This window comes from Pedobacter lithocola (assembly GCF_042650845.1).
In the GTDB taxonomy this organism is placed as follows: domain Bacteria; phylum Bacteroidota; class Bacteroidia; order Sphingobacteriales; family Sphingobacteriaceae; genus Pedobacter; species Pedobacter lithocola.
On record NZ_JBHSBW010000007.1, the window covers coordinates 1 to 24,176 of the forward strand.

A 24,176-nucleotide genomic window follows, 5' to 3' on the forward strand; every position below is an offset into this window, starting at 1 on the left:
TCCTTTTTGGTGCTACAACAATCAGTCTACCACAAACCCTAAACCAAAAAGATTGTAGTGGATAGCAGGACTAAAGAACCTATAGAAAACTGACCCTCATTTACAAGATAATAAAGCTTGATAAAATCTTGTTAAGACTTAGTCCATCTACAAAATAATATTAAACTTAGGCCAACATGTATTATTTTCTTTTCTACAATAATGTATTGTGTAGCTGAAAATAAGAATTTATGAAATGCTGATTTTAATTTTCAAATTATTACATAGATTTGTTTGTAACATCTATTATATTTAAAACTGAATCTGCTCAAATATGTTAATAGTGTAAGGTTTGCGTTAATATTTGGTTATCTTTGTCATAAATAATATATAAATAAATAATGAGTTTTTTTGCAGATAAGAGAAGGGAAGTAATGATGCATATTGAAAAATATATGCTTGAATCTATGGGTACTTATTTAAAACCTATTGATACAAACTGGCAACCATCTGATTTCTTACCTGATTCTACAAGTGAAACATTTTATCAGGATATTAGAATTTTAAGGGAAAATGCCAAGGATTTATCATACGATTTAGTTGCTGTATTAATCGGTGATACCATTACTGAAGAAGCGTTGCCAACATACGAATCGTGGTTGGCGATGGTTGATGGACATAGTGGTGATGAAGAGGGTGGCTGGATGAAGTGGGTTCGCCATTGGACAGCAGAAGAAAATCGTCATGGTGATTTATTAAATAAGTATTTGTATTTATCTGGCCGTGTAGATATGCGTCAGATGGAAATCTCTACTCAATATTTAATTGCCGATGGATTTGATATAGGAACAGGTCATGACCCATATAGAAACTTTATTTACACAAGTTTTCAGGAATTGGCAACCAATGTTTCTCATAGAAGAGTTGCCTCTTTAGCTAAAAAGGATGGGGACGCGTTATTATCCAAAATGTGTGGCGTTATTGCATCTGATGAAGCTCGTCATGCGAAGGCTTATAAAGATTTCATGAATCGTATTTTTGAGGTTGACCCAAATGAAGCAATGTTAGCCTTTGAAGATATGATGCGTAAAAAAATTGTTATGCCTGCACATTTTTTGCGTGAAGTAGGATTAAAAATTGGCCAAACTTTTGGACATTTTACTGACGCAGCTCAGCGTTTAGGCGTTTACACTGCGGTAGATTATGTAGAAATTATGCAGCAATTGATTATCGATTGGAAGATTGAAGGTATGCGTGATTTAGATGATGCAGGAGAAAAGGCTCGGGATTACATTATGAATTTACCTTCGAGATTGTTACGTGTAGCTGATAGAATGAAAAACCCAACAATTGATTATAAATTTAGCTGGATAGCTGGTTAAAATATTCTATATTTTATAGAAGCCACGATTTAAAATCGTGGCTTTTTTTGTTTTACATGTTTCTACGATATTGCCCACCAACTTCGTAAAGTGCTTTGCTAATTTGACCAAGAGTACAAACTTTACATACTTCCATTAATTGCTCAAAAATATTATCACCAGCTATTGCTGATTTTTGTAAGTGCTTTAAAGCTTCCTGAGTTTTATCTGAATTTCTCTCCTGAAATGTTTTTAAGGTTTGAATTTGATATTGTTTTTCTTCTTCGGTTGCACGAATTACTTCGCCAGGTACAATGGTTGGAGATCCGTTTTTATTAAGGAAAGTATTCACACCGATAATAGGATATTCCCCTGTGTGTTTTAACGTTTCGTAATATAAACTTTCTTCTTGTATTTTGCCGCGTTGATACATGGTTTCCATAGCCCCTAAAACGCCACCACGATCATTAATGCGTTTAAATTCCGCCAAAACAGCATCTTCAACCAAGTCGGTTAATTCTTCAATTATGAAAGCACCTTGAAGAGGATTCTCATTTTTTGCCAAACCCAATTCTCTATTAATTATGAGTTGAATTGCCATTGCTCTACGAACAGATTCTTCAGTTGGTGTTGTTATAGCTTCATCATAAGCATTAGTGTGCAATGAATTGCAATTGTCGTAAATGGCATATAGTGCTTGTAGCGTTGTACGAATATCATTAAAATCTATCTCTTGAGCATGTAATGACCTACCTGATGTTTGAATGTGGTATTTTAGTTTTTGAGATCTATCATTGCCTTTGTATTTATTTTTGATGGCTTTAGCCCAAATTCTTCTAGCTACTCTGCCTATAACGGCATATTCTGGGTCAATTCCGTTAGAGAAGAAAAAGGAAAGGTTTGGAGCAAAATCATCAATGTGCATGCCCCGACTTAAATAATATTCTACAAAAGTAAAACCGTTACTTAAAGTAAAAGCAAGTTGAGATATTGGATTTGCTCCTGCTTCTGCAATATGATAACCAGATATGGAAACAGAATAAAAATTCCGAACTTTTTCATCAATAAAATATTTCTGAATGTCACCCATCATTCTTAAAGCAAATTCTGTAGAAAAAATACAAGTATTTTGTGCTTGGTCTTCTTTTAGAATATCAGCTTGAACCGTTCCACGAACCGAACTTATGGCATAGGCTTTAATTTTTGCATAAACCTCAGAAGGTAACACTTGGTCGCCAGTTACGCCTAAAAGCATTAAACCTAATCCATTGTTTCCTTCGGGTAGGTTACCGCTATAAGTTGGACGTGCAATATTTTGCGATTTATAAATATCTTCTATCTTTTGGTCTATCACTTCTTCCAAACCATTTTCAATAATATATTTTTCACATTGCTGGTCGATTGCCGCATTCATGAAAAAGCCCAAAAGCATGGGTGCCGGACCATTGATTGTCATGGATACGGAAGTAGATGGCGCACAAAGGTCGAAACCAGAATATAACTTTTTGGCGTCATCCAAAGTTGCAATACTTACACCTGAGTTTCCAATTTTACCATAAATATCTGGGCGGATATGTGGGTCCTCGCCATAAAGTGTAACGGAATCAAATGCTGTTGACAAGCGATGGGCGGGCTGACCTAACGAAACATAATGAAAGCGTTTGTTTGTCCGTTCAGGACCACCTTCTCCTGCAAACATTCTTGTAGGATCTTCTCCTTCACGCTTCAATGGAAAAACTCCTGCTGCATAAGGAAATTCGCCAGGTAAATTTTCGGTTAAAAGCCATCTTAAGATATCGCCCCAATCTTCGTAACGAGGTAGAGAGACTTTAGGGATATTTAATTTTGATAGCGACTCGTAAAACAGTGGCAGTTTAATTTCCTTATCCCGAACGTTGTAGATAAAAAATTCTTCTTTATAACTTTTTTTAGTTTCAGGCCATTGGCGTAAAAGTCGTTTGCATTCGCCATCCAATTGTTCTTCAAAATAAGATAATGTACCTTCTAAATCTGCTCCGGATGGGGATGATTTGCCTTGTTCATCGGTTATTTTGTTTTCATTTAGCAGATTAATTACACCTTTTAGCTGATACATTTTTCTTGCAATGGAAGTTTGTTTATCAACCCATTCATTATAAGCCTGGCTTGATTCTGCAATTTCCGCTAGATAACGAATTCTATCAGGTGGTATGATGTAAATTTTCTCAGATTGCTCTGAAGTTAGTTCCATTCGTGCTTTAAAATCAGTTCCTGTTTTAATCTTAATTTGCTCCATTAAGGCAACAAATAAGTTATTCATTCCAGGATCATTGAACTGAGATGCCATTGTTCCATAAACTGGAATTTCATCATCCTTCGCTTCGAAAATATTATGATTGCGCTTGTACTGCTTGCGTACATCACGCAAGGCATCTAATGCACCACGCTTATCAAATTTATTTATGGCAACTAAATCGGCAAAATCGAGCATGTCAGTTTTCTCCAGTTGGGTAGCAGCACCAAATTCCGGAGTCATTACGTAAAGAGAAACATCACAATGTTCGGTTATTTCCGTATCAGACTGACCGATACCAGATGTTTCGACAATAATTAAATCGTAACCTGCAGCCTTACAAATATCTATGCTTTCTTGGACGTTTTTAGATAGCGCTAGGTTTGCCTGCCTTGTAGCCAATGAACGCATGTAAACCCTTGGGTTATTTATTGCATTCATGCGAATGCGATCGCCAAGTAATGCACCACCGGTTTTTCTTTTAGATGGATCGACAGAAATTATAGCTAACGTTTTATCTTCAACTTCTACTAAAAACCTACGAACCAATTCATCTACCAACGATGATTTACCTGCACCACCAGTCCCGGTTATGCCTAAAATTGGAGCACTATTGTTTTGAGAAAGTTTTTTAAGTTCATCCACAAAATATTGCGCACCTTCAGGATCGTTTTCTGCAACGGTAATTGCTCCGGCTATAGCTTTTATATCTTTAGTTGGAATGGTTTGTAACTCATCGGTGATGTTGCTTTTGGTAACGAAATCTGTTTGAATTAGCATGTCATTTATCATTCCTTGCAAACCCATTTTTCGGCCATCATCAGGGGAATAAATCTTCGATATGCCATAAGCCTGAAGTTCTTCAATTTCTGTTGGAAGAATAACACCGCCACCGCCTGCAAATATTTTAATATGTCCTGAGCCGCGTTTCTGCAACAAATCGTACATGTATTTGAAATATTCGATGTGACCGCCTTGATAGGAGGTCATTGCAATGCCTTGCACATCCTCTTGAATGGCACAGTTTACAACTTCATCAACCGAACGGTTATGTCCTAAATGAATAACTTCTGCACCTGAAGATTGCAAAATTCGGCGCATGATGTTAATTGTTGCATCATGTCCATCAAATAGTGAGGCAGCAGTTACAAAACGAATTTTATTTTTAGGTTTATATATTTCTACTTGTTGCATAAGTCAGGCTGTTAAAGAAAAGAATAGGCTTCTCTTAATTTATATCTGGTATGCAAATGTAATAATTCCTTACCATCAGATGATTTTAATAATAGAATTGATACTAATTATAATAAAAATGCCCCCAATAAGTATCTAACTTTTTGGGGGCACTTCAAGTTGGGGGCTTTAAATTACTTATTTGTAATCTCGGTTATTGGTTCACCAACGCAGCCATTTGGCATTTGGATATGAAGCAATGCAGCCAGAGTTGGCGCAATATCAGTCATGTAATGAGTTTTGTTCGATGCACCTGGTTTTATACCCCAACCCATAAATACTAATGGAATGTGCGCATCATAAGGATTCCAACTTCCGTGTGTTGTACCCGTACTTGCACCATTAAACCAGTTCGGATCTAGTATATAATATAAATCGCCACTTCTACGGGCGTTATATCCATTGGTAATCATTTCTTTTTGAACTTCTGGTAGCGTTGTTTGAGCGATTCTCGAAATGTCGATAACGTTTGTAAAGCCATCCATTCGTTTTAAAAATTCGATAGATGCTGCTTTTATAACATCGAAACTAACCGTTCCATTATCAGTTTTATCATGATCAAAAATGATTTGATTATTCATTGATTTTAAAACGACATTGTTCACTTTAAATTTATTGTTTAAAAATCCGTTTAATTTAAAAACGATATCCCTATCGCTAACAATTCCTGCTGGTATTTTATTCTCTTTCATAAATGCAGGAACATGAGCTACGCCATGATCGGCACTTAAAAATATGGTGTATTGTCCTTTTCCAACTTTTTTATCTAGATAATTGAAAAACTCTTCGAAATCCTTATCCAAACGTAAATAAGTATCTTCTGCTTCAATTGAATTTGGGCCATAAGCATGACCAACATAATCTGTAGCAGAACAACTAACAGCTAAAAAATCTGTAATGTTATCTGCGCCTAAATCTTCTGATAGGATGGCCAGTTTGGCTAAGTCTAATGTAATGGTATTGCCGTAAGGTGTGCTTCTAATGGCATCGAAGTTTTTATTTATGTTTTGTGTCAGTTGGTGAGGAAAAGTGCTAGTTTTTCCTTCATAACCTTTTTGGTCTGCGGTACTATTCTCATATGTATCAATTGGATATAACGTTTCCCAGTTTTTAGCATAAAATTTGTTCGCTAGTTTAAGTTTATTATAATCGGCCATCCATGTAGGAACTTCCTTCATATAATACGAACTGGTAATCCAATTTCCAGTACTTCCTTGATACCAGTAGGCTGCATTTGCGGCATGTCCTGCTGGTAAAATAGAGCCTCTATCTTTTAAAGAAATTCCAATTACCTTTCCTTTAAAATTAGTTGCTAACCTTAATTCATCCGTTATAGTTGTAGCCAATAAGTTTTTTGGCGACATATTTCCTTCTGATGACGGGCTACTACCAACTGTAACCACCGAAGAATCTTCGGTACAATAAACATTTTTTTTGCTTTCCGAATTGTACCAGTCGTTGCCAATAATGCCATGAATAGCAGGAACAGAACCCGTGTAAATTGTGGTATGACCAACTGCGGTGTAAGTGGGCGTGTAAGGGATAAAAGTATTTTCAACGGAAAAACCTTCGTTAATTAATCTTTTGAAACCACCTTTTGTGTAGCGATTATAATAGCGATATAGATAGTCCCATCGCATTTGATCAACAACTAAACCTATAACTAATTTAGGACGAGCTATGTCAGATGGAAAAGCCTTAGCTATTGGTGTTGCTTTTTTTGTTTGAGCAGAAACTGTTGAGAGGGTTAGTATAGAAAGGGAAACAATTAAGCAAGAAATTTTCTTCATTCTGTTTTAGTTTAAAGGGCTAAATTAATAATTTTAAGATGAAGAATTTTTGAAGTTTTTGTAAAGTTTCTATAGTGCTTCTGCTACAACGAATGTACTACCGCCGATAAATATAAGGTCGTTAGCTTCAGCATTTTCTATTGCAGCATTTTTTGCCTCTACTACTGAATGATAACTAACACCTTTTAAATCAAATCTTTCGGCTTGTTTATGAAGTTCTTCTGCTTCTAGCCCACGTTCGATATCTGGTTTGCAAAAGTAATATATTGCATTTTTAGGGAGAAACGATAAAACTTTGGTGATGTCTTTATCTTTAACCATACCAAAAACCATGTGCAGGTTTTTAAATGCAGTTTGCTCAATATTTTTAAGCATTTCTTTTATACCCGCTTCGTTGTGGCCGGTATCACATATAATTAATGGATTAATATTTAGTGTTTGCCAGCGACCTTGAAGTTGTGTAAGCTTTTTCACTTGTCTTAAGCCAGTATAAATGGCCTTTTTATCGATATGGAATTCTTTTTGGTCGTTTAGAATTTCAAGCGCTTTTAACACAGCAACAATATTTTTTGGCTGATACAACCCGGTTAAATCACTTTTCAACTTTGGATATTTTAATTCCTCGCCTTCATAAATAGAAAGGTTAAGTATGTTGTTTTTTACTGAGATATCTTTTGTAGCTAATAAATCATCAGCAAAATAAATTGGTGCATTAACCAATGTCGCTTTCTCTATAAAAACTGGTTTAGATTCTTTCTGAGTTTCACCAATTACAACAGGGATTCGCTTTTTAATGATTCCAGCTTTTTCACCAGCAATTTCTTGCAGCGTATTGCCAAGCATGTTAGTATGGTCTAAGCTGATATTCGTTATCACCGAAATTTCTGGTGTAATAATGTTCGTAGAGTCTAATCTTCCACCTAAGCCCACTTCAATTACTGCTATATCGACTTTATGCTTTGCAAAATGCTCAAAAGCCATGGCAACGGTAGCTTCGAAAAATGAAGGTTCAATTTCATAAATTATCTGTTTATTGGCTTGAACAAAGGATTTTACTTCAGCTTTGCTAATCATTTTTCCATTAATGCGAATTCGCTCCCGAAAATCTTTGAGATGTGGCGAAGTATATAATCCGGTTTTATAACCCTGGGCTTGCAAAACGGAAGCCAACATGTGCGAAGTAGAACCTTTACCGTTTGTGCCGGCGACATGAATGGTTTTAAACTTACTTTGAGGATTGCCCAAAGCCTCACATAAAATGATGGTATTTGTTAAATCTTTTTTAAATGCAGTTGCTCCAACCCTAGTAAACATTGGGAGCTTGCTGTATAAAAATTCGAGAGTTTGTTGGTAGTTCATAATAACATATGACTACAAAAGTATGAAAGCTTAACGGTTTTATTTCACTTTAAAATTGAATACTACAACACCAGTTTGATTATCAGTGCCCACATCAGATTTACTCAAAGACGAATTTAATACCGCCTGAATACATTTATTTACCAATTCGGTATCTGTTATTGTTGATCCTTTTAATTCCTGGTTTGCTCTGGTAATGTCTCCAGATTTATTGAAATATATTCTTATCGCAATTTTACCGGTTTTTTGTCCATCATCTTTTGGAATAACAAGGTTTGAAAAACGTCTCAACTCAATTGGCTTATTGCCAAAACCCGAACCACCATTTCCATAATTATTAGCTAATGGGTCGCCATTAACCGAACCTTGGTTCCCTGCAGTAGTTCCTGTACCATCGCCACCACCTTGCCCTGTATTCTTTTTGCCTTTATATAATGCATTTTGATTAATAATCGGTGTTGATGGTTTATTCTCTGTAGTGGTTGTTGGCGTAGTGGTAGTTGGTTTCGATTTTTTAGTATTTACACTAATTGCATCTTCTGTATTTTGAGTTTGAATATCTTTATCACTGGTTTGCGATTCTGTATTTTCAGTAACTTTTTCTTCAGGAACTACTTTGTCTGGGCGTTTATTATTGGCATTCGGATCAGCCGATGGCTCTTCAATACTGGTGTAATCATCTCCCATTCCCGTTTCTGCAGTTCCATAGTTTACAACCATGCCACCCATACCCAATTCCTCAGCAGGTTGAAATGAATTAATCACAATTAAAAAGCTAATCGCAAGCAATAGCGCCATTATCCCTGTAGATATTGCAACTGCTTTTGGATAATTATTTTCTTCGTTGTGATTCATTATTTTTTAGGCTCTACCGCTAATACAAGCTTGAGTTTTAATTTGTTTGCAACATCATACGCAACCATAATATTTTCTGCAGGTACATTTTTGGCTACATATAAAATAATGGTCATATCAGGTGCGAGTTTTTGGTATGCTTCTACAGCTGGCATTAAACTTTCTGCAGTAGCAGGTTTTTTATCAACGAAGTAATTTAAATTTTCGTCTATGCTAACCGTAACTGCTTTCTTTGCTGTAGATTGTTGTCCGCTTGATGATTGAGGCAATAATAATTTTACTACCTGAGGATTAACCACGGCTGAAGCCAGTAGAAAAAACAGCATCAAGAAGAACATTATATCATTTAATGCTGATGTATGTACTTCTACCGAGCCTTTTGTTCTTTTTCTTAAATTCATTATTTGCCTGGTTCTTCTAATAAATCAATAAAATCAATCGCATCGGTTTCCATTTTTAAAATGATTTTTTCGACCATAATGTTTAAAATGTGGTATAAAACATAAGCTATAATACCTATAATTAAACCAGTTGCCGATGTAATCATTTTGGTATATAAACCACCAGAGATGGTTCCAATTTCAATCGCACCTTTAATTGAAACCTGATGAAAGATTGTAATAACCCCAACAATTGTACCTACGAAACCAAGCATTGGCGCAATACCTGCTACAATACCTAAAATGCTTATGTTTTTTTCCAGTTTCGAAACTTCTAATTTACCCACGTTTTCAATAGCACCTTCTATATCTTTAATTGGGCGACCAATGCGTTTTAAACCTTTCTGTAACATGCGAGAAAGTGGCGAGTTATTATTTCTAAGTAGGGCAGAGGCACCTTCTAAATTACCAGATTGGATATATGATCTGATTTGAACCATTAAATTTGATTCATCTTTTGTAGATTTTTTGATGGTTAAATAACGCTCTACAAAAATTACCAAAGCCAGAAATGCTAAAAATGCTAGGGGAACCATTACCCAACCACCCTTAAATAATAAATCTATAAAATGTAATTCTGGTGCGGGTTGTGATAATGCCGGGCTCACTGCATTTGCAGTATCTTGTAATGCGTTTGTGGTATCTTGAATCAATAGTGCAATCATTATGGTGTGTTTATCTGTTTAATATCTAATTCTTTAATTCTAACTTTTTTACTCAAGATTGGTCTGGCGGCTAGCGCTTCTTTTTCAGTTTTATAAGAGGCTATACTAACTTTTTTATACGGACCTTCAATAGGAACGATTCTGGCTGTTAAACCGTAGCCTTTCATTTGTTTAACAAATTGCTCAGCTTTTTTTGTGGTTTTAAACGATGCGCCAATAATTTCATAAGTAGTAACGCCTGTGTTTGTATTTACCTTATCAACAACGTTAGAACTACCCGAATTATTTTTTTTCGTCGTATCAATGTTATTCTGAATTTGATTAGCTTTTAATATGCTATCCGTTTTGGCAATCGAATCTTGTTTTGCTTTTGCAGTATCAACAGTAGCTTTCGGAGTATCTACAACTGCCTTCGCATCTTTTACATTTCCCGTTTGTCCGTTGAACAACTCAGGTTTAATTAAGTAAGTAATGGCAGCGATAATAACCAAAGTCAAAATTATAATGGTACCCTTAAGCCAGGTAGATATGCCTTGAGGTGCTTCTTCTTCTTCTTCCAAAACTTCTGCATCCAATGGATCATTACCAAAACGATTAGGATGTTCTGCATGCTGTTCTTTAATAAATTTGGGCGCTTCTATTATTTCATCAGCAATATGAACATCATCATTTAAGTTTAAATACGTTTTAGGTAACTCGGATTCTGGTTGGTGCCCAAAGCGATATGGGTGCTCTTCATGCTGTTCTTTAACAAATTCGGGAACACTTATCTCCTCATGTTCAACAACAACTTCATCAATTACTTCTGCTTTTGTGTTTGATAAAGTATTTTTAAAATCATCTGTAATTTCATCTAACTCGATGTTTTCTATAACCGGCAAAACGGTATTTGTAGGTTCTTCTAGTTTATCTTGACGTGAATCTTTATCAGGTGCCTCAGCTATTTCTTCATATATATCATCTTCAGTTTTTGATTCTTCTTTATCAGGCGACTTTTCATCAAAAATTTGATTTACTTCAGTTTCGACTACTGGTGGGAGACCATAAAATTCGGAACCATAGTAAATATTCTTAGAAGGTTCAAAACTTAAGCCCTCATGTTCTGTAAAGAACAACCTACCAATATTTGCCAATTCAGCTTCGTGTGCTAATTCTAACTTTTTATTGGTTTCCTCAACAAATTGCGTAATGTAATATGAAGCACTTTCTTTAGAGATGTGTAATTTTTCTGCAATATAGGTAGCTAAAAACTCATCATCTTTAACTTCTGATGAAAATTGAAGCGTGTAACCTGGAGGCAAAAACGATTGTTTTTCTTTATCGTATCTGCCAGCAAATTTCTTTTTAAAAAAAGTGCCTAAGCTGGTTATACCAACCGAAGTACGTTGCTGCAAAAGTTCTGAAAGGTATAATAAGATGTCCATTCGGGTAAAATTAGCGTTTTATTCTAATTCAGCACAATTTTAATTTACAGTGCTTAGAAGGAGTAGGTTAGTCCGCCAAAAACGTTAAAACCATTTACCTGATAAAATAAGTATCTATTATAATTGCTGTTTAAAATATTGTTTGCTTTTGCGAAAACTGAAAATTTATTATTGATGCGATAATCTGCACCAAGACCTAAATCAACAAATCCTTTTACCGTGACTATTGATTCAATAGCGGTATTTGGAGAAACATATTGTAAAGGATTAACAGGCGCCGAAGTATATAATTTAGCTTTAACATCATCTTGAAGAACAACTGCAGCATTAAAGCTTAGTTTTTTGTTATACGTATAAACAAAGTTTGAACTTGCTTTCAAACCTGGCTTAAACCAGCTGTATGTTTCTGAAGATGGCTTATAATCATCAATATTAACTTTACCAGTCCATTTTAATGCATCGCTTAACTGAACTGAAATTTCGCCTTCCAGCCCAGTTATTTTTGCTTTGCCCGAATCGTAAATTACATCGAACTTATTAAAATCTGTAAAGTTGTTTACGAATAAAGGCATATCATCAACCTGTTTAATGTAGAAACGGGCTTTATACCCAAAACCTGGTCCGCCAGTACCTTTAACACCAGCACTAATGCTTAGTTTTTCAACTGTGTTTTTGATTAAAATATTACTGTTTAGCCAGGGGTTTTCATCGGTAAAGCTTTTCATTGAGTTTCGGGTTACATCACCTTTAACCTCACCAAAAACCTGCAAATAATCAGGAATTAATGTTAAATCTGCGGTAATTGCCGGGAATATTCTTGTGCTGCTATATGCACCAAATTCTTGAACAAGGTTTATTCCTGCCGTAACTTTTGCGCCTTGAACCTGTAAGCGGATGTATGGGTTTAAACGCAATAAATTGTTACCAACGCTTGTTGCCAAATCTTTGGTATTGCCAAATTCTGTAGATGCACCCAAACCTAAATTTAACGAACTAATGCGTTTATTTAGGTATCCATTTAAAGTCACATAGCTTTCTTTAGCACTAAATTTATCATTCCAAACATATCCATTAGCTTTTAAAGCATAACTAAAAGCATCATTGTCTTCTTTGTAGTTCTTAATTAATTCTCCTTCCGCCTCAAAAAGTGTTAATGCTTGTTTTTCTGGATTAGGATTTAATAATGGGCGATCGTTATTTATACCATAAAAATACAACCCATTGCGCTCGAAATTAATTCGACCACTTACGGTATTTTCATCCATAATACTACGGCCAAAAAGGCTAAATTGCTGGTAGCTGCTGTTTTGTTTATTCAGTTTACCTTCCTGGCTTAAATGTTTAAAATAACCGCCAACCTGCAAAGCCGGGTCGCGATCCATATTGATGTAAACTTCACCAAGTAAAGTTGATAAAGAACCAACGCCTCCTTTAACATAATTATTTAATAATGTAGTCTGTTTTTCATCAACCAAAGCTTGTGCCTGTAGTTTTTGTATATCGCTGTTAATTTCAAGTTTTCTATCAGTAACGCTATAATTTAACTTTGCTTTATAGGTTTTAACATCATCCAAATTTGGGCTTCTACGTAATTTTACAGCTTCTGCTAATATTGGTTTATACGGACGAACAACTTCAATTTCTTCACTTACCGTAGCTTTTTCTTCCTGCTTTTTTTCCTGCGCCTGAACGTTAACTAATCCGGCAGCCAGGAAAAATAAAGTACTGTATATATATTTATTCAACTTCATGATTCTACTTCTTCGGGTTTAATTTTTCTAATTTTTGTTTAGCTGTTACGATGATATCATCTGTCTTATTATCGTAGTTGTCGATAATACTGAGCAGCGTACTTTTTGCTTGTAAATTATCTTTTAATGCCACGTAATTATCAGATAATAAGATAAAGGCTTTGGCAACCCAATAATCGTATGAAGCCATATTGTTTATCAAATCGAAGCATGTTTTTGATGATGTTTTATAATCACCTTTGGTATATTCGAGAAAGGCTAAGTTGTATTTTGCTTCTGCTGCTGCTATTGTTTTAGTAGTGGCAACAACGTTCTTAAATTCTTTTACTGCTGTGGTTGTATCGCCTTTAAGTAAATAAGCTTTACCAGCATATAAACCCGAACTATTTTTTTCTTCTTCTGACGCTTTTTCCGACTCTTTGGTTAGCTGAGCATATTTTATCATATCATCAGCAGAATTTAAAGCGGTGTAAGCTTTTAATAAATTATTTATGGCGTAACCGTAATGCGCTTTATAATCTGTAGTGGTTTCTAATCTTTTTAAGTAAACTATTGCCTCGTTATATTTTTTCTGATCTAGAAACACTTTCGAAATACTTAATAAAGAGCGTTCAGTGTAATCGCTCGACCAATCGTTCAAGATGAATTCATAATCTGCAATAGCTTCATCAGGTCTGCCTAATTTTACTAAAGATTCAGCCCTGATAAATTTTCCTTCCTTATCATGAATTGCTTTTGGAAATTTATCGAAATACGCATTAATGGCTTGCAAAGCTCCGTTTGCATCGCCTTTGAAGTATAGATTATTTGCTGCTGCAAACACAATGTTATCTTGCTCTGCATTAGAATAATTGCCAAGTGGTGTTGTACCGGCGTAAGTTATAAAACCATTCGCGTCGACCTTATCAATGTAAATGTTTTTGATTGATTCCATTGCTTGTTTAGCCTCATCAGCACTTGGATAATCGCGAATTACTTTCTTGAACGACTCTAAAGCCGCATCATCTTGGTCTTGATTGTATTGCACCAATCCTATGGTAACTAAAGCCTTTGGAACATAACTGCTACGAGGATATTTTGCAACCAAACCAACTAAATCAGTTTTTGATTTTTCTAAATCGCCTTTGTTGAAATAAGTGTAAGCTGTTTCAAAACCGGCATCATCAGCATAGTTCGAGTTTGGAAATTTTTGTAGCAAACTTTGCATGGTTGCAATTTTTGTGTCGTATTGGTTTTCCAAACCTTGTATCATTCCTTTTTGAAAAATAGCGTAATCTTCAGCACTAGTTTTACGGTTGATGATTTTGTTATAGCTGTTCATCGCATCGCCATAGCTTTTGTTTACGAAATAAGAATCGGCTAAACGGATGGTCGCATCATCAATTGTTTTTTGGTCTTTATCATCACCTGATAAAAAACGCTCGAAATAAGTGGCTGCTTTGCTATATTTTTCATCTTCGAAAGCAGCATAAGCTAATGCATAGCTCGCAAAATTATAAACGCCTGTTTTATCGGCATCTGGCATCTTTAAAAACTTTTCGAAGTTAGTAACTGCTTCACCGTATTTGCGCAATTCATACATCGATTCTGCTTTCCAGTATGTATTTAAAGCATGAATTTCATTGTCTTCAGGGAATTTATCAGAGCGTAAGAACATTGATAGTGCATTTGGGAAAGCCCTTTCGTTATAAAACTCTAAACCTCTGAAATAGGTAACTTTTTGATAAGCTTCTCTTGCTTCTAAATTTTTATCAGGAATAGGTTCTAAAATATCAACAGCGGCCTGGTAATTTTTGGTTGTTAACAAAACCTCACCCAAAAGAATTTTAGCCTCGTTGATTTTTCTTGATTTTGGAAAGGTTTTTAAGAAGGTTTGTGTTGCTTCTAGGGCCTGCTGGTGGAAATTCAATTCGTAGCTTAATTTAGCATAATTTAACCAGGCTTCTTCCTGAATTGCTTTATCAAAATCTAAACGAGATGCACGAAAGAATGCACTTTGCGCTTTTTCTTTATTACCCAATTGAATGAAGGCCTTACCCAAAGTGTGCATACCATTTTGCAGGTAAACATCATCAGTATTTAATTTTTCTAAAATTGCTACAGATTCTTTGTACTTTTTGTTTTGAAAAAGCGAGTAGCCATATTGGTAAATAAATAAGTTGTTTTTTGTATCGCTTTTATCTTTAGCGTAAAATTCTGCGAAATACTTCTCTGCATTTTTAAATTCAGATTTTGCGAAGTAAGATGCAGCAACCAAACTTAACATTTCGGGTTCAAACTGTTGTTTGGTTTTAGCCATTGCTGGTATGGCGTAGCCTATTACATCATCATATCTTTCATCTAAATAGTACATCGATGTGATGTAGTATGGATAGCTTGCCTCATAAGTTGGCGAACCTTTAAGCTTTTCAAAGTTTGCTAAAGCCGTTTTGTATTCTTTGTTGAGGTAATTAATGTAGGCAAAATAATAAGTTGCACTTTCCTGAAATTCGCCTTCTTCTTTTTTAACTTTCTCAAATAATGGCTCAGCCTTATCGTAATCTTTTAGTTGAAAATAGGAGTAGCCTTGCTTAAATTGATATTCGTTTCTTTGCTTGCCCGAAAGGGTCGATGGATCAGTTTTTTCAAACCATTCTAACGCTTTTTCATAATTTTTTTGGTTGAAATAAGTTTTCCCAACATAAAAATAAGCAAGCTTTGTATTAGGGTTTAATGGGTAATCGCGAATAAATTCTTGAAACAAGCCTTCTGCATCGCTATTGGTTAATTCTAAAGCGCAAACTGCTGCATAAAATTTGGCATTTTCTTTTAAAAGTGAGAGTTCTGCATTGCTTTCTGATTGCGCTGCAGGTTTAAAACGATGTTGTTCTACTAGTTTAAATTGCTGCGATGCTGCAGTATATTTCTCTTTATCTAATAATTCTAAACCCGTTTGGTAGTTTTTATTGAGGTTTTGCACTGCGCTCACTTGCGCATAAGAGCTAAAACTTCCAGCCAAAAGCAGCGGAATTAGTAAGTATTTGTTTTTCATTAGTGTATATCTTTTCATTGGTGACGATGGTATTGTAACCTCAGTAACCTCAGTTTGTGATTATAATTTCTCGCCGATTTCAAATATGGTTGGTACTAAATTAGAAATTGTATTATAGCTTATCAACATAAGTAATTAACATCTGTTAATAACACAAGTTAACGCCAAGATTTTTTATTTGGTATCTAAGAATGTAAAATGTGGAAAAAGTGGAATAGTTCATTGATCATAAGTTCATAGGTAGGTTGGTATAGTAAACCGAATTTGGTTGAGATTAACAGTTGGATTTGTATAAATCTATTAACTGTTTATGAGTTGCTCTAATCGCTATAGCCTATACTAATAAACCATTAACTAATGAACGATTGAACTAAAAATTATCCCTGGCTAGCCAATAGATACAACACCGCCATTCTTACAGCAACGCCATTTTCAACTTGTTCAAGAATGATGGATTGTTTGCTGTCTGCCACATCGCTTGTAATCTCAACACCACGGTTTATCGGACCAGGATGCATTACAATAATTTCCTTATCGAGATTGTCCAGTATTTGTTTATTGAGGCCGTACATCATGGCGTATTCTCTCAAAGATGGGAAATATTTAATGTCTTGACGCTCTAATTGAATGCGAAGCATATTTGCTACATCACACCAATTCAGCGCTTTAATTAAATTATGCTCAACTTTTACTCCAAGTTGATGGATGTGTTTAGGGATTAGTGTAGTGGGACCACAAACCATTACATCTGCTCCTAATCTTTGTAAGCAAAGTATGTTTGAAATCGCAACTCTAGAGTGCAGAATATCTCCTACAATAACAACTTTTTTTCCGGCAACATCACCAAGTTTTTGACGAATAGAGAAAGCATCTAACAATGCTTGAGTAGGATGTTCATGCGCACCATCGCCTGCATTAACAATTTGCGCTTTTACATGGCGACTTAAAAACTGACCCGCACCAGCATAAGGATGGCGCATTACAACCATATCAACTTTCATCGATAATATGTTGTTAACGGTATCTATTAAGGTTTCGCCTTTACTTACAGATGAAGAAGAAGCGGCAAAATTTACAACATCGGCAGAAAGTCTTTTCTCAGCCAATTCGAAAGAAAGTTTTGTTCTGGTAGAGTTTTCAAAGAATATATTGGCAATTGTAATATCACGAAGTGATGGCACCTTTTTAATAGGTCGGTTTATTACCTCTTTAAAATTATCTGCAGTTTCGAAAATTAATTCAATATCATTCCGGTTAATATCTTTAATACCTAAAAGATGTCGGGTTGATAGTTTTTCTGCTGCCATTTCTATTTATTGTTTTTCGGATAATAAAATCACTTTGTCTTCTGCACCTTCATCAGCCCAGCTTACTTTTACATGTTGAGAATTTAAGCTATCTACCTGATGCCCAATGTAATCAGCCTCGATAGGTAAATGTCTGCTAAACCTTCTGTCAATCAAAACCAAAAGTTCAACTTTTTCTGGGCGACCGTAAGCCAGTACTGCATCCAAAGCAGCTCTTATGGTTCTTCCTGTCCAAAGTACATCATCAATTAGAATAACTTTTTTCCCTTCAATTATAAAATCGATTGAGTTACTACTTGCTGTAACTAAGCCATCTTTGCGGCGAAAATCATCTCTAAAAAAAGTAATATCCAGGTTGCCCTTTAATATTTTCTTGTTTTTTAAGATGTTTTGAAGTTCTGATTGAATGCGATCTGCCAGAAAAATTCCTCTTGGCTGAATGCCTATTAAAACGGTATTAGAAAAATCGTCGTGATTTTCAATTAACTGACGGCAAAGTCTTTTAATTGTTATTTGAATTTTTTGTCCGTCAAAGATTGTTTTCTTTTGCATTGAAGAAGGATTGGGCAAATATAAGTAGAAAGTTTAAAGTTAAAAGTAAAAAGTTTTAACTTATGCGTTATAAGTTATAAGTCAGCGATCTAAAATCATGCGTTGCTCGAATCCGTTTTCATCAATTGTAAGATATATCGTTGATTAAAAAGCTTAAATTTACCTTCGAAATGAAAACTCAACCTGTTATTTTTTTTGATGGCGTTTGCAATTTGTGTAATGCCTCGGTTCAATTCACTATTGAACATGATAAGAAAAATGTTTTCAAATTTACGGCTTTGCAAGGTGAATATGCCAAAACGATTTTGCCAAAATTCAACATCGACAGTACAAAATTAAATTCAATTTTATTGGTGGATGGTGAGAGGGTTTACACAAAATCATCAGCCGCACTACGTGTTGCTAAAAAGCTAAATGGTTTATTGCCTTTGCTTTATACCTTCATCATTATACCAAAATTTATACGCGATTGGGTTTACGATATCATAGCAAAAAATCGTTACAAATGGTTTGGTAAGCAAGAAAGTTGTTGGATTCCAACTCTTGAATTAAAAAATAAATTTTACGATTAGTTGTCCAAATATCTCTTTGAGTATGTAATTCCCATTAAATCGTACCGCTTAAATTGCGTTTTTAAACGTTTCAAAAAATCGGGATAATTGCGTTTCTCTTTTGGGCTCCAAAGAATTTCGCTTAAAGCATCAAGCCTGGGGAATAGCATATATTCTGCTTTGGCAGGATTGGTAATGTACTCACTCCACAAACAACCTTGTCCGCCCCAAATGTATTTTGCCTGTTCAGTATTTAATTCTACCGGAATCGGTTCATAATTATACACATCTAGCAAAGGCGAAACCTTATTGGCTGTTAAGCTATCTTCTTTAGCGAATTGAGCATGATTAAAATACATTTTCATTTCGGGCGTCATAATGGCTTTGTGTTTTTGCTTTGCAGCTTCAATGCCACCTTTTTCGCCTTGCCAACTCATTACCACAGCATTTGGAGCCAAGCCGCCTTGTAATATTTCATTCCAGCCGATAATGGTTTTTCCCTTGCTGTTTACAAATTTTTCCATCCGGCGAATGAAATAACTTTGCAATTCGCTTTCAGTTTTTAAACCGTTGGCTTTCATAATTTGTTGTGATACTGCTGATTGTTTCCACCAGGTTTTCGCAGCTTCATCGCCCCCGATGTGAATGTATGGAGATGGGAATAAATCCATTACTTCGGTTAATACATTTTCTAGAAACTTAAAAGTAGTATCTGTTGGCTGCAGCACGTTATTGAATTTATTAAAAATACCCCAGGTTTGTGCCACCTCATATTTTTTGTTCGGTTCGGTTCCTAATTCTGAGTAGGAAGCTAGAGTAGCCAAGTTGTGAGCTGGCATTTCTATTTCAGGGATAATTGTAATGAAACGTTTTGCGGCATAATCAATTACATCTTTTATTTGCTCTTGGGTATAATACCCGCCATATCTAATTCCATCGTTTCCTGTTCCTGGATATAAACCGATAATACTGCCATTGCGCCACGAACCTGTTTCGGTTAGTTTTGGATATTTTTTTATCTCTATTCTCCAACCATGGTCATCAGTTAAGTGCCAATGAAAATAATTCATTTTATGAAGCGCTAAATAATCAAGGTATTTTTTTACAAATGCTACATCGAAAAAATGGCGACTTACATCTAAGTGCATTCCGCGGTAATCGAAACGGGGATAGTCAATGATGGAAACCCACGGAATTTGAAGCGGAAGAGATTTTGTGATTGGTAAGAGTTGAATAAGCGTCTGGATACCTTGAAAAATGGCTGTATCAGAAGCAGAGCCTACATTTATAGATTTGTTTGTTACAGATAAATTATACTCCTTTGAACTTGAAATCTTTTTAGCAATTATTAGATTTATAGCGTTAATTCGATTTACGTCTGGTATTCTACTTAGTTTGAGTTCGAAGCTATAATTTTTACGCAAATAATTTTGGAAAAACTCAACTGATGGGTTGGCCAATGAATCATTTGTATATAATACGGTATTACTATCTATTTTAAATGAAAATTCCTTTGATTTAACTTCTAATTTTACTGGTTGTGGAATGATATTTATTTCCTGAGCTGAAAGTTTGAAAAAAGTAGTGGTTAAAAACAATAAGATAAGTATTTTCATAATAAGGCAGTTTTCCTTTCAAAAATAAAGAAAAACTTTTCCTGTAGGAGTAAATAGCAGAAACTTTAGTTTTGGATCGATGTTTGGCGCATTTAAGTAAAATTCATCCTATCTACTATGCAAATAAGCGTTCTAACGCCATCTTTTAATTCTGGAAAATACTTAAGAAGAGCAATTGATAGTGTGTTGATTCAAAATTATGCAAACTTTGAACACATTATTATTGATGGGGATTCGAAAGACAATACGCTATCTATAATTGAAGAATATTCGCACCTAAAATTTATTTCAGAAAAAGATAATGGACAATCTGATGCGATGAATAAGGCATTTAGAATGAGCTCGGGAGATATTATCGTTTACCTGAACGCTGATGATGAATTTTTACCTAACGCATTCGATAATATAGTATTGGCATTCCAAAATAATAGAGATGCAGATATGATTGTTGGAAACCTAATTTTTAAGAGTGCGAATGAAGAATTACTAAGAATACCATCGTCACATTACAAGGATGTTTTGCTGTATTGGTTAAACTTGTTTCCAAATAATCCGGTCAGTTATTTTTATAAGCGTAAAGTTCAAGAGCGAATAGGGGAGTTTCAGGTTCAAGACCATTATTCTATGGATATTTGGTTCATTCTTAAAGCCTATCAGAAATTTAAAATTGTTAAAATTGATGCTATACTTGGAATATTTCATTCTGATGGCGAGAACAAAACAACTACGGTAAATTTAGGTCAAAACCTTCATAACGCAACTAAGCAACACTTGTTTAAGTATAATCCATTGTACCTACCTTTTTTTTATTTCAAACTACTTTTAGGCAGAATATATAAATAATAGCATAAAGCAAAAGAGCTCCCGATTTTCATCGGGAGCTCTTTTGCTTTATAGTTAAAAAACTAGCCTTTTTTAGCTTTGCTTTCTTCGCCTTCTAATTGCGATTTCAATTGAGCCAATACGTCTAAGTCTCCTAAAGTAGATTTCTCTACAGAATCTTTAACTTTTTTAACTGCTGTTATAGATGCTTTCGCTTCTTTCTTTTTAGCATTTCTTTCTTCAGCTACTGCTTCAGCTTTAACTTCTTCCCAAATACGAGCATGAGAAACAACGATGCGTTTAGCTTCTTTGTTAAACTCGATAATTTTGAAATCGTTAGTTTCTTCAGCTTTAACCGATGAACCATCTTCTTTTACCATGTGTTTAGTTGGTACGAAACCTTCTACACCATAAGGTAAAGCAATAACAGCACCTTTATCAGTTACTTTAACAACAGTACCTTGGTGAACCGAATCTAAAGTGAAGATAGTTTCGAAAGTATCCCAAGGGTTTTCTTCTAATTGTTTATGACCTAAGCTTAATTTACGGTTATCAACATCAAGTTCTAAAACAACAACATCTAATACATCACCAACTTTAGTGAATTCGTTAGGGTGGTTTACTTTTTTAGACCAAGATAAATCAGAGATGTGGATTAAACCATCAATTCCTTCTTCAATTTCAACAAAAACACCGAAGTTAGTCATGTTTTTAACAGTTGCTTTGTGCTTGCTTCCAACTGGGAATTTAGCAGCAACTTCTTGCCATGGGTCGTTAGATAATTGTTTAATACCTAAGCTCATTTTGCGTTCGTCTCTATCTAAAGTTAAAACTTCAGCTTCGATCTCATCACCAACTTTTAAGAATTCTTGTGGATTTCTTAAGTTTTGCGACCAACTCATTTCAGAAACGTGGATTAAACCTTCAACACCTGGTATAATTTCTAAGAAAGCACCGTAATCTGCAACAGTTACGATTTTTCCTTTTACTTTAGAACCAACAGCTAAGTTAGCATCTAAATTTTCCCAAGGGTGTGGAGTTAATTGTTTTAAACCTAAAGCAATACGTTTTTTCTCATCATCGAAATCTAAAACAACAACGTTGATTTTTTCATCTAATGATAATACTTCTTTTGGATGCTCTATGCGGCCCCAAGAAATATCAGTAATGTGAAGTAAACCATCTACACCACCTAAATCGATGAATACACCGAAATCAGTAATGTTTTTAACAGTACCTTCTAATACTTGTCCTTTTTCTAATTTAGAAACAATTTCTACTTTTTGGCTTTCTAAATCGTCTTCAATTAACACTTTATGAGAAACTACTACGTTTTTAAACTCATGGTTAATTTTAACAACTTTAAACTCCATTGTTTTACCCACGTACACATCGTAATCGCGGATAGGTTTGATATCAATTTGAGATCCTGGTAAGAAAGCTTCAACGCCCATGATATCAACAATTAAACCACCTTTAGTACGGCTCTTAACGAAACCATTGATGATTCTATCATTTTCAAGAGCCTCGTTAATTGCTTCCCATGATCTTTGGGTTTTAGCTCTTTTGCGAGAAAGGATCAATTGACCGTTAGCATCTTCTGGTGCTTCAACGAAAACGTCAACTGAATCGCCGATTTTAAGATCTGGTGTATCACGGAATTCAGAAGTAGAAACTAAACCATCTGATTTAAAACCAACGTTTAATACTACATCTTTGTTGTTAATAGAAACAACAATACCGCTAATGATTTCACCTTTAGTGATCTGATTGAATGTTCCGGCATACATATCTTCAAACTTTTTACGGTCTGCTTCATTGTAATTACCAAAAACTTTTTCATCTGCATCCCAATCGAAATCTTCGGTTGGTGTTGCTAATGATGATTTGATCGATTCGATCGAAACTGAATCAGCTTCTGATTCAATCGTTTCTTTTTCAGTCAGGCGTCCGCCTTCTCCCTGAAGTTCAGCTGTTTTAGCTGCTAATTCTTTTTCTGCTACTTGTTTTTTAGCCATTAATTAATTATCTCCTTTTTTCCCTATTTAGGGATTGCAAAGGTAAAAATATTTTAATTAATAGAAAAAATTTTTTTAATAAATGTTGCTGATTTTTAATGGATTAGGATATTAGTGTTATGTATTTGGTATGAAGTATCAAGATTATACGATAAATAGTGGAAGAGTGAAGAGATAAAAAAGAATGATTGATGACCAAAAATAAAGATTAATGCTTAAAATTAAACACATGTAAGCCAGGTTTTTCTTTCTTGAAAATTAGCATTCAGTAATTCTTCGGAAACAGCAGCCCCGCTTTCGCTTATAGTCCTCACCCGATAAAAAAATCGGGTTCCGGGCTATTCCGCTCTATCGGGTTTATTAACTAAATCTGTGCTTTAAAATCCTACTTTTTTGTAAAAGTTCCTCTTGTAAAACCTTCTCCAATTAGTGTTTTTTCATCTCTTATTAAAAGTAAAATCATGTTTTGTTGGTCGTATAATTTAATCATATCACCTTCAATAACATATTTTGCAGTAAATGTCGAATCATTATAAATGTCTTTTACAATAACTGAATCGTTGGTATTAAAATCAAAAGATTGATATTGGGTATCGGCAGCAGTAGCAAAAGTGCCACTTACAGTTTTCTCTTTTATAAAGGTAATAAAGCAAAAGTAGCCAACTACAAGTACGATAATTAAAGAAAAGCCTATTAAAATTTTATTCTGACCGGCATATTTAAAAACGAAGAACAATATGGTGCACATAATTAGTGCAACTATAACAAAGAAGATGATGTTCGAATAGTCTTTCGCAATTTTCGGCACTTCTACTGAAACTGCTGGTTTAGCCACAACTGGTTTTGGGGCTGATGCTATCCTTACTAAATATTCTTTGCTAACAAAACCTTCGCCATTGCTTACTTTAATTTTAAAATATTTTGCGTCGGTAGAATCTAAAACCACAACATTTTCATCTTGTTTTATTGAACCTACAACTTTACTTGTTGGGCTATTGGTTGCTCTTACGTTAAGTTTATCAGCTTTTACACGGTACATGTCTTGTGCATACAAGGTGGTAGCGAAAAGAAATACAGCGATAAAAAGGAGGAATATTTTATTCATATTATTGGAATTTCTGCAGGGCAGTGGTTTAGTTTTAATATGATG

The 24,176-nt window shown here is 34.8% G+C and carries 17 protein-coding genes; 3 read left to right on the top strand and 14 right to left on the bottom strand.

Going from position 1 to position 24,176, the window contains the following annotated elements; translation table 11 throughout:
- Positions 1-380: 380 nt before the first annotated feature.
- The gene (locus tag ACFOWA_RS02430; protein WP_378981424.1) at positions 381-1,361 is read left to right on the top strand and encodes an acyl-ACP desaturase; all 981 of its coding nucleotides are present in this window, start codon (positions 381-383) and stop codon (positions 1,359-1,361) included.
- A 52-nt stretch (positions 1,362-1,413) separates the two neighbouring features.
- Here ACFOWA_RS02430 and ACFOWA_RS02435 read toward each other — a convergent pair whose 3' ends face one another.
- From ACFOWA_RS02435 to pyrR, 11 genes are all read right to left on the bottom strand, one after another.
- On the bottom strand, positions 1,414-4,806 hold the full coding sequence (locus ACFOWA_RS02435) for a methylmalonyl-CoA mutase family protein (protein WP_378981426.1): 3,393 nt from the start codon (positions 4,804-4,806) through the stop codon (positions 1,414-1,416).
- Positions 4,807-4,979: 173 nt separating this feature from the next.
- Positions 4,980-6,635 carry an alkaline phosphatase PafA gene (gene pafA / locus ACFOWA_RS02440; RefSeq protein WP_378981428.1) on the bottom strand — a complete coding sequence of 552 codons (1,656 nt, stop codon included), beginning with the start codon at positions 6,633-6,635 and terminating at the stop codon, positions 4,980-4,982.
- Between the two features lie 69 nt (positions 6,636-6,704).
- Positions 6,705-7,949: a bifunctional folylpolyglutamate synthase/dihydrofolate synthase gene (locus ACFOWA_RS02445; protein ID WP_378981430.1), complete on the bottom strand. Its 1,245-nt coding sequence runs from the start codon at positions 7,947-7,949 to the stop codon at positions 6,705-6,707.
- Positions 7,950-8,033: 84 nt separating this feature from the next.
- A complete protein-coding gene (locus ACFOWA_RS02450) occupies positions 8,034-8,849 on the bottom strand; it encodes an energy transducer TonB (protein WP_378981432.1) in 816 nt (271 codons plus the stop codon).
- Positions 8,849-9,250, bottom strand: coding sequence for an ExbD/TolR family protein (locus ACFOWA_RS02455; RefSeq protein ID WP_378981434.1), 402 nt, complete (start codon positions 9,248-9,250; stop codon positions 8,849-8,851). The genes ACFOWA_RS02450 and ACFOWA_RS02455 overlap by 1 nt, the downstream gene beginning before the upstream one ends.
- Entirely contained in the window at positions 9,250-9,954 is a 705-nt protein-coding gene (locus ACFOWA_RS02460; protein WP_123205073.1) for a MotA/TolQ/ExbB proton channel family protein, read from the bottom strand. The genes ACFOWA_RS02455 and ACFOWA_RS02460 overlap by 1 nt, the downstream gene beginning before the upstream one ends.
- Positions 9,954-11,378 (bottom strand): HU domain-containing protein, encoded by a 1,425-nt coding sequence (locus ACFOWA_RS02465; RefSeq protein ID WP_378981436.1) that lies wholly within the window; start codon positions 11,376-11,378, stop codon positions 9,954-9,956. Before ACFOWA_RS02465 ends, ACFOWA_RS02460 begins: the two co-directional genes overlap by 1 nt.
- A 53-nt stretch (positions 11,379-11,431) precedes the next feature.
- The gene (locus ACFOWA_RS02470) at positions 11,432-13,129 is read right to left on the bottom strand and encodes a hypothetical protein (protein ID WP_378981438.1); all 1,698 of its coding nucleotides are present in this window, start codon (positions 13,127-13,129) and stop codon (positions 11,432-11,434) included.
- A gap of 4 nt (positions 13,130-13,133) precedes the next feature.
- Complete coding sequence (locus ACFOWA_RS02475) at positions 13,134-16,160, bottom strand: tetratricopeptide repeat protein (protein ID WP_378981440.1); 3,027 nt, start codon at positions 16,158-16,160, stop codon at positions 13,134-13,136.
- A gap of 377 nt (positions 16,161-16,537) precedes the next feature.
- On the bottom strand, positions 16,538-17,467 hold the full coding sequence (locus ACFOWA_RS02480; RefSeq protein WP_378981442.1) for an aspartate carbamoyltransferase catalytic subunit: 930 nt from the start codon (positions 17,465-17,467) through the stop codon (positions 16,538-16,540).
- 6 nt (positions 17,468-17,473) lie between these two features.
- Complete coding sequence (gene pyrR, locus ACFOWA_RS02485) at positions 17,474-18,019, bottom strand: bifunctional pyr operon transcriptional regulator/uracil phosphoribosyltransferase PyrR (RefSeq protein ID WP_378981444.1); 546 nt, start codon at positions 18,017-18,019, stop codon at positions 17,474-17,476.
- Between the two features lie 170 nt (positions 18,020-18,189).
- Here pyrR and ACFOWA_RS02490 point away from each other — a divergent pair, with 170 nt between their 5' ends.
- The gene (locus tag ACFOWA_RS02490) at positions 18,190-18,591 is read left to right on the top strand and encodes a thiol-disulfide oxidoreductase DCC family protein (RefSeq protein WP_378981446.1); all 402 of its coding nucleotides are present in this window, start codon (positions 18,190-18,192) and stop codon (positions 18,589-18,591) included.
- Here ACFOWA_RS02490 and ACFOWA_RS02495 read toward each other — a convergent pair.
- A complete protein-coding gene (locus ACFOWA_RS02495; protein WP_378981448.1) occupies positions 18,588-20,186 on the bottom strand; it encodes a beta-N-acetylhexosaminidase in 1,599 nt (532 codons plus the stop codon). The two genes, ACFOWA_RS02490 and ACFOWA_RS02495, sit on opposite strands and share 4 nt — an antisense overlap.
- 117 nt (positions 20,187-20,303) lie before the next feature.
- On the opposite strand from ACFOWA_RS02495, the gene ACFOWA_RS02500 reads away from it, so the two are divergent.
- Positions 20,304-21,029, top strand: coding sequence for a glycosyltransferase family 2 protein (locus ACFOWA_RS02500; protein ID WP_378981450.1), 726 nt, complete (start codon positions 20,304-20,306; stop codon positions 21,027-21,029).
- A gap of 62 nt (positions 21,030-21,091) precedes the next feature.
- Here the strand turns inward: ACFOWA_RS02500 and rpsA are convergent, their stop codons facing one another.
- The gene (rpsA, locus tag ACFOWA_RS02505) at positions 21,092-23,026 is read right to left on the bottom strand and encodes a 30S ribosomal protein S1 (RefSeq protein WP_378981452.1); all 1,935 of its coding nucleotides are present in this window, start codon (positions 23,024-23,026) and stop codon (positions 21,092-21,094) included.
- 385 nt (positions 23,027-23,411) lie between these two features.
- Entirely contained in the window at positions 23,412-24,131 is a 720-nt protein-coding gene (locus ACFOWA_RS02510; protein WP_378981454.1) for an SH3 domain-containing protein, read from the bottom strand.
- Positions 24,132-24,176: the final 45 nt, after the last annotated feature.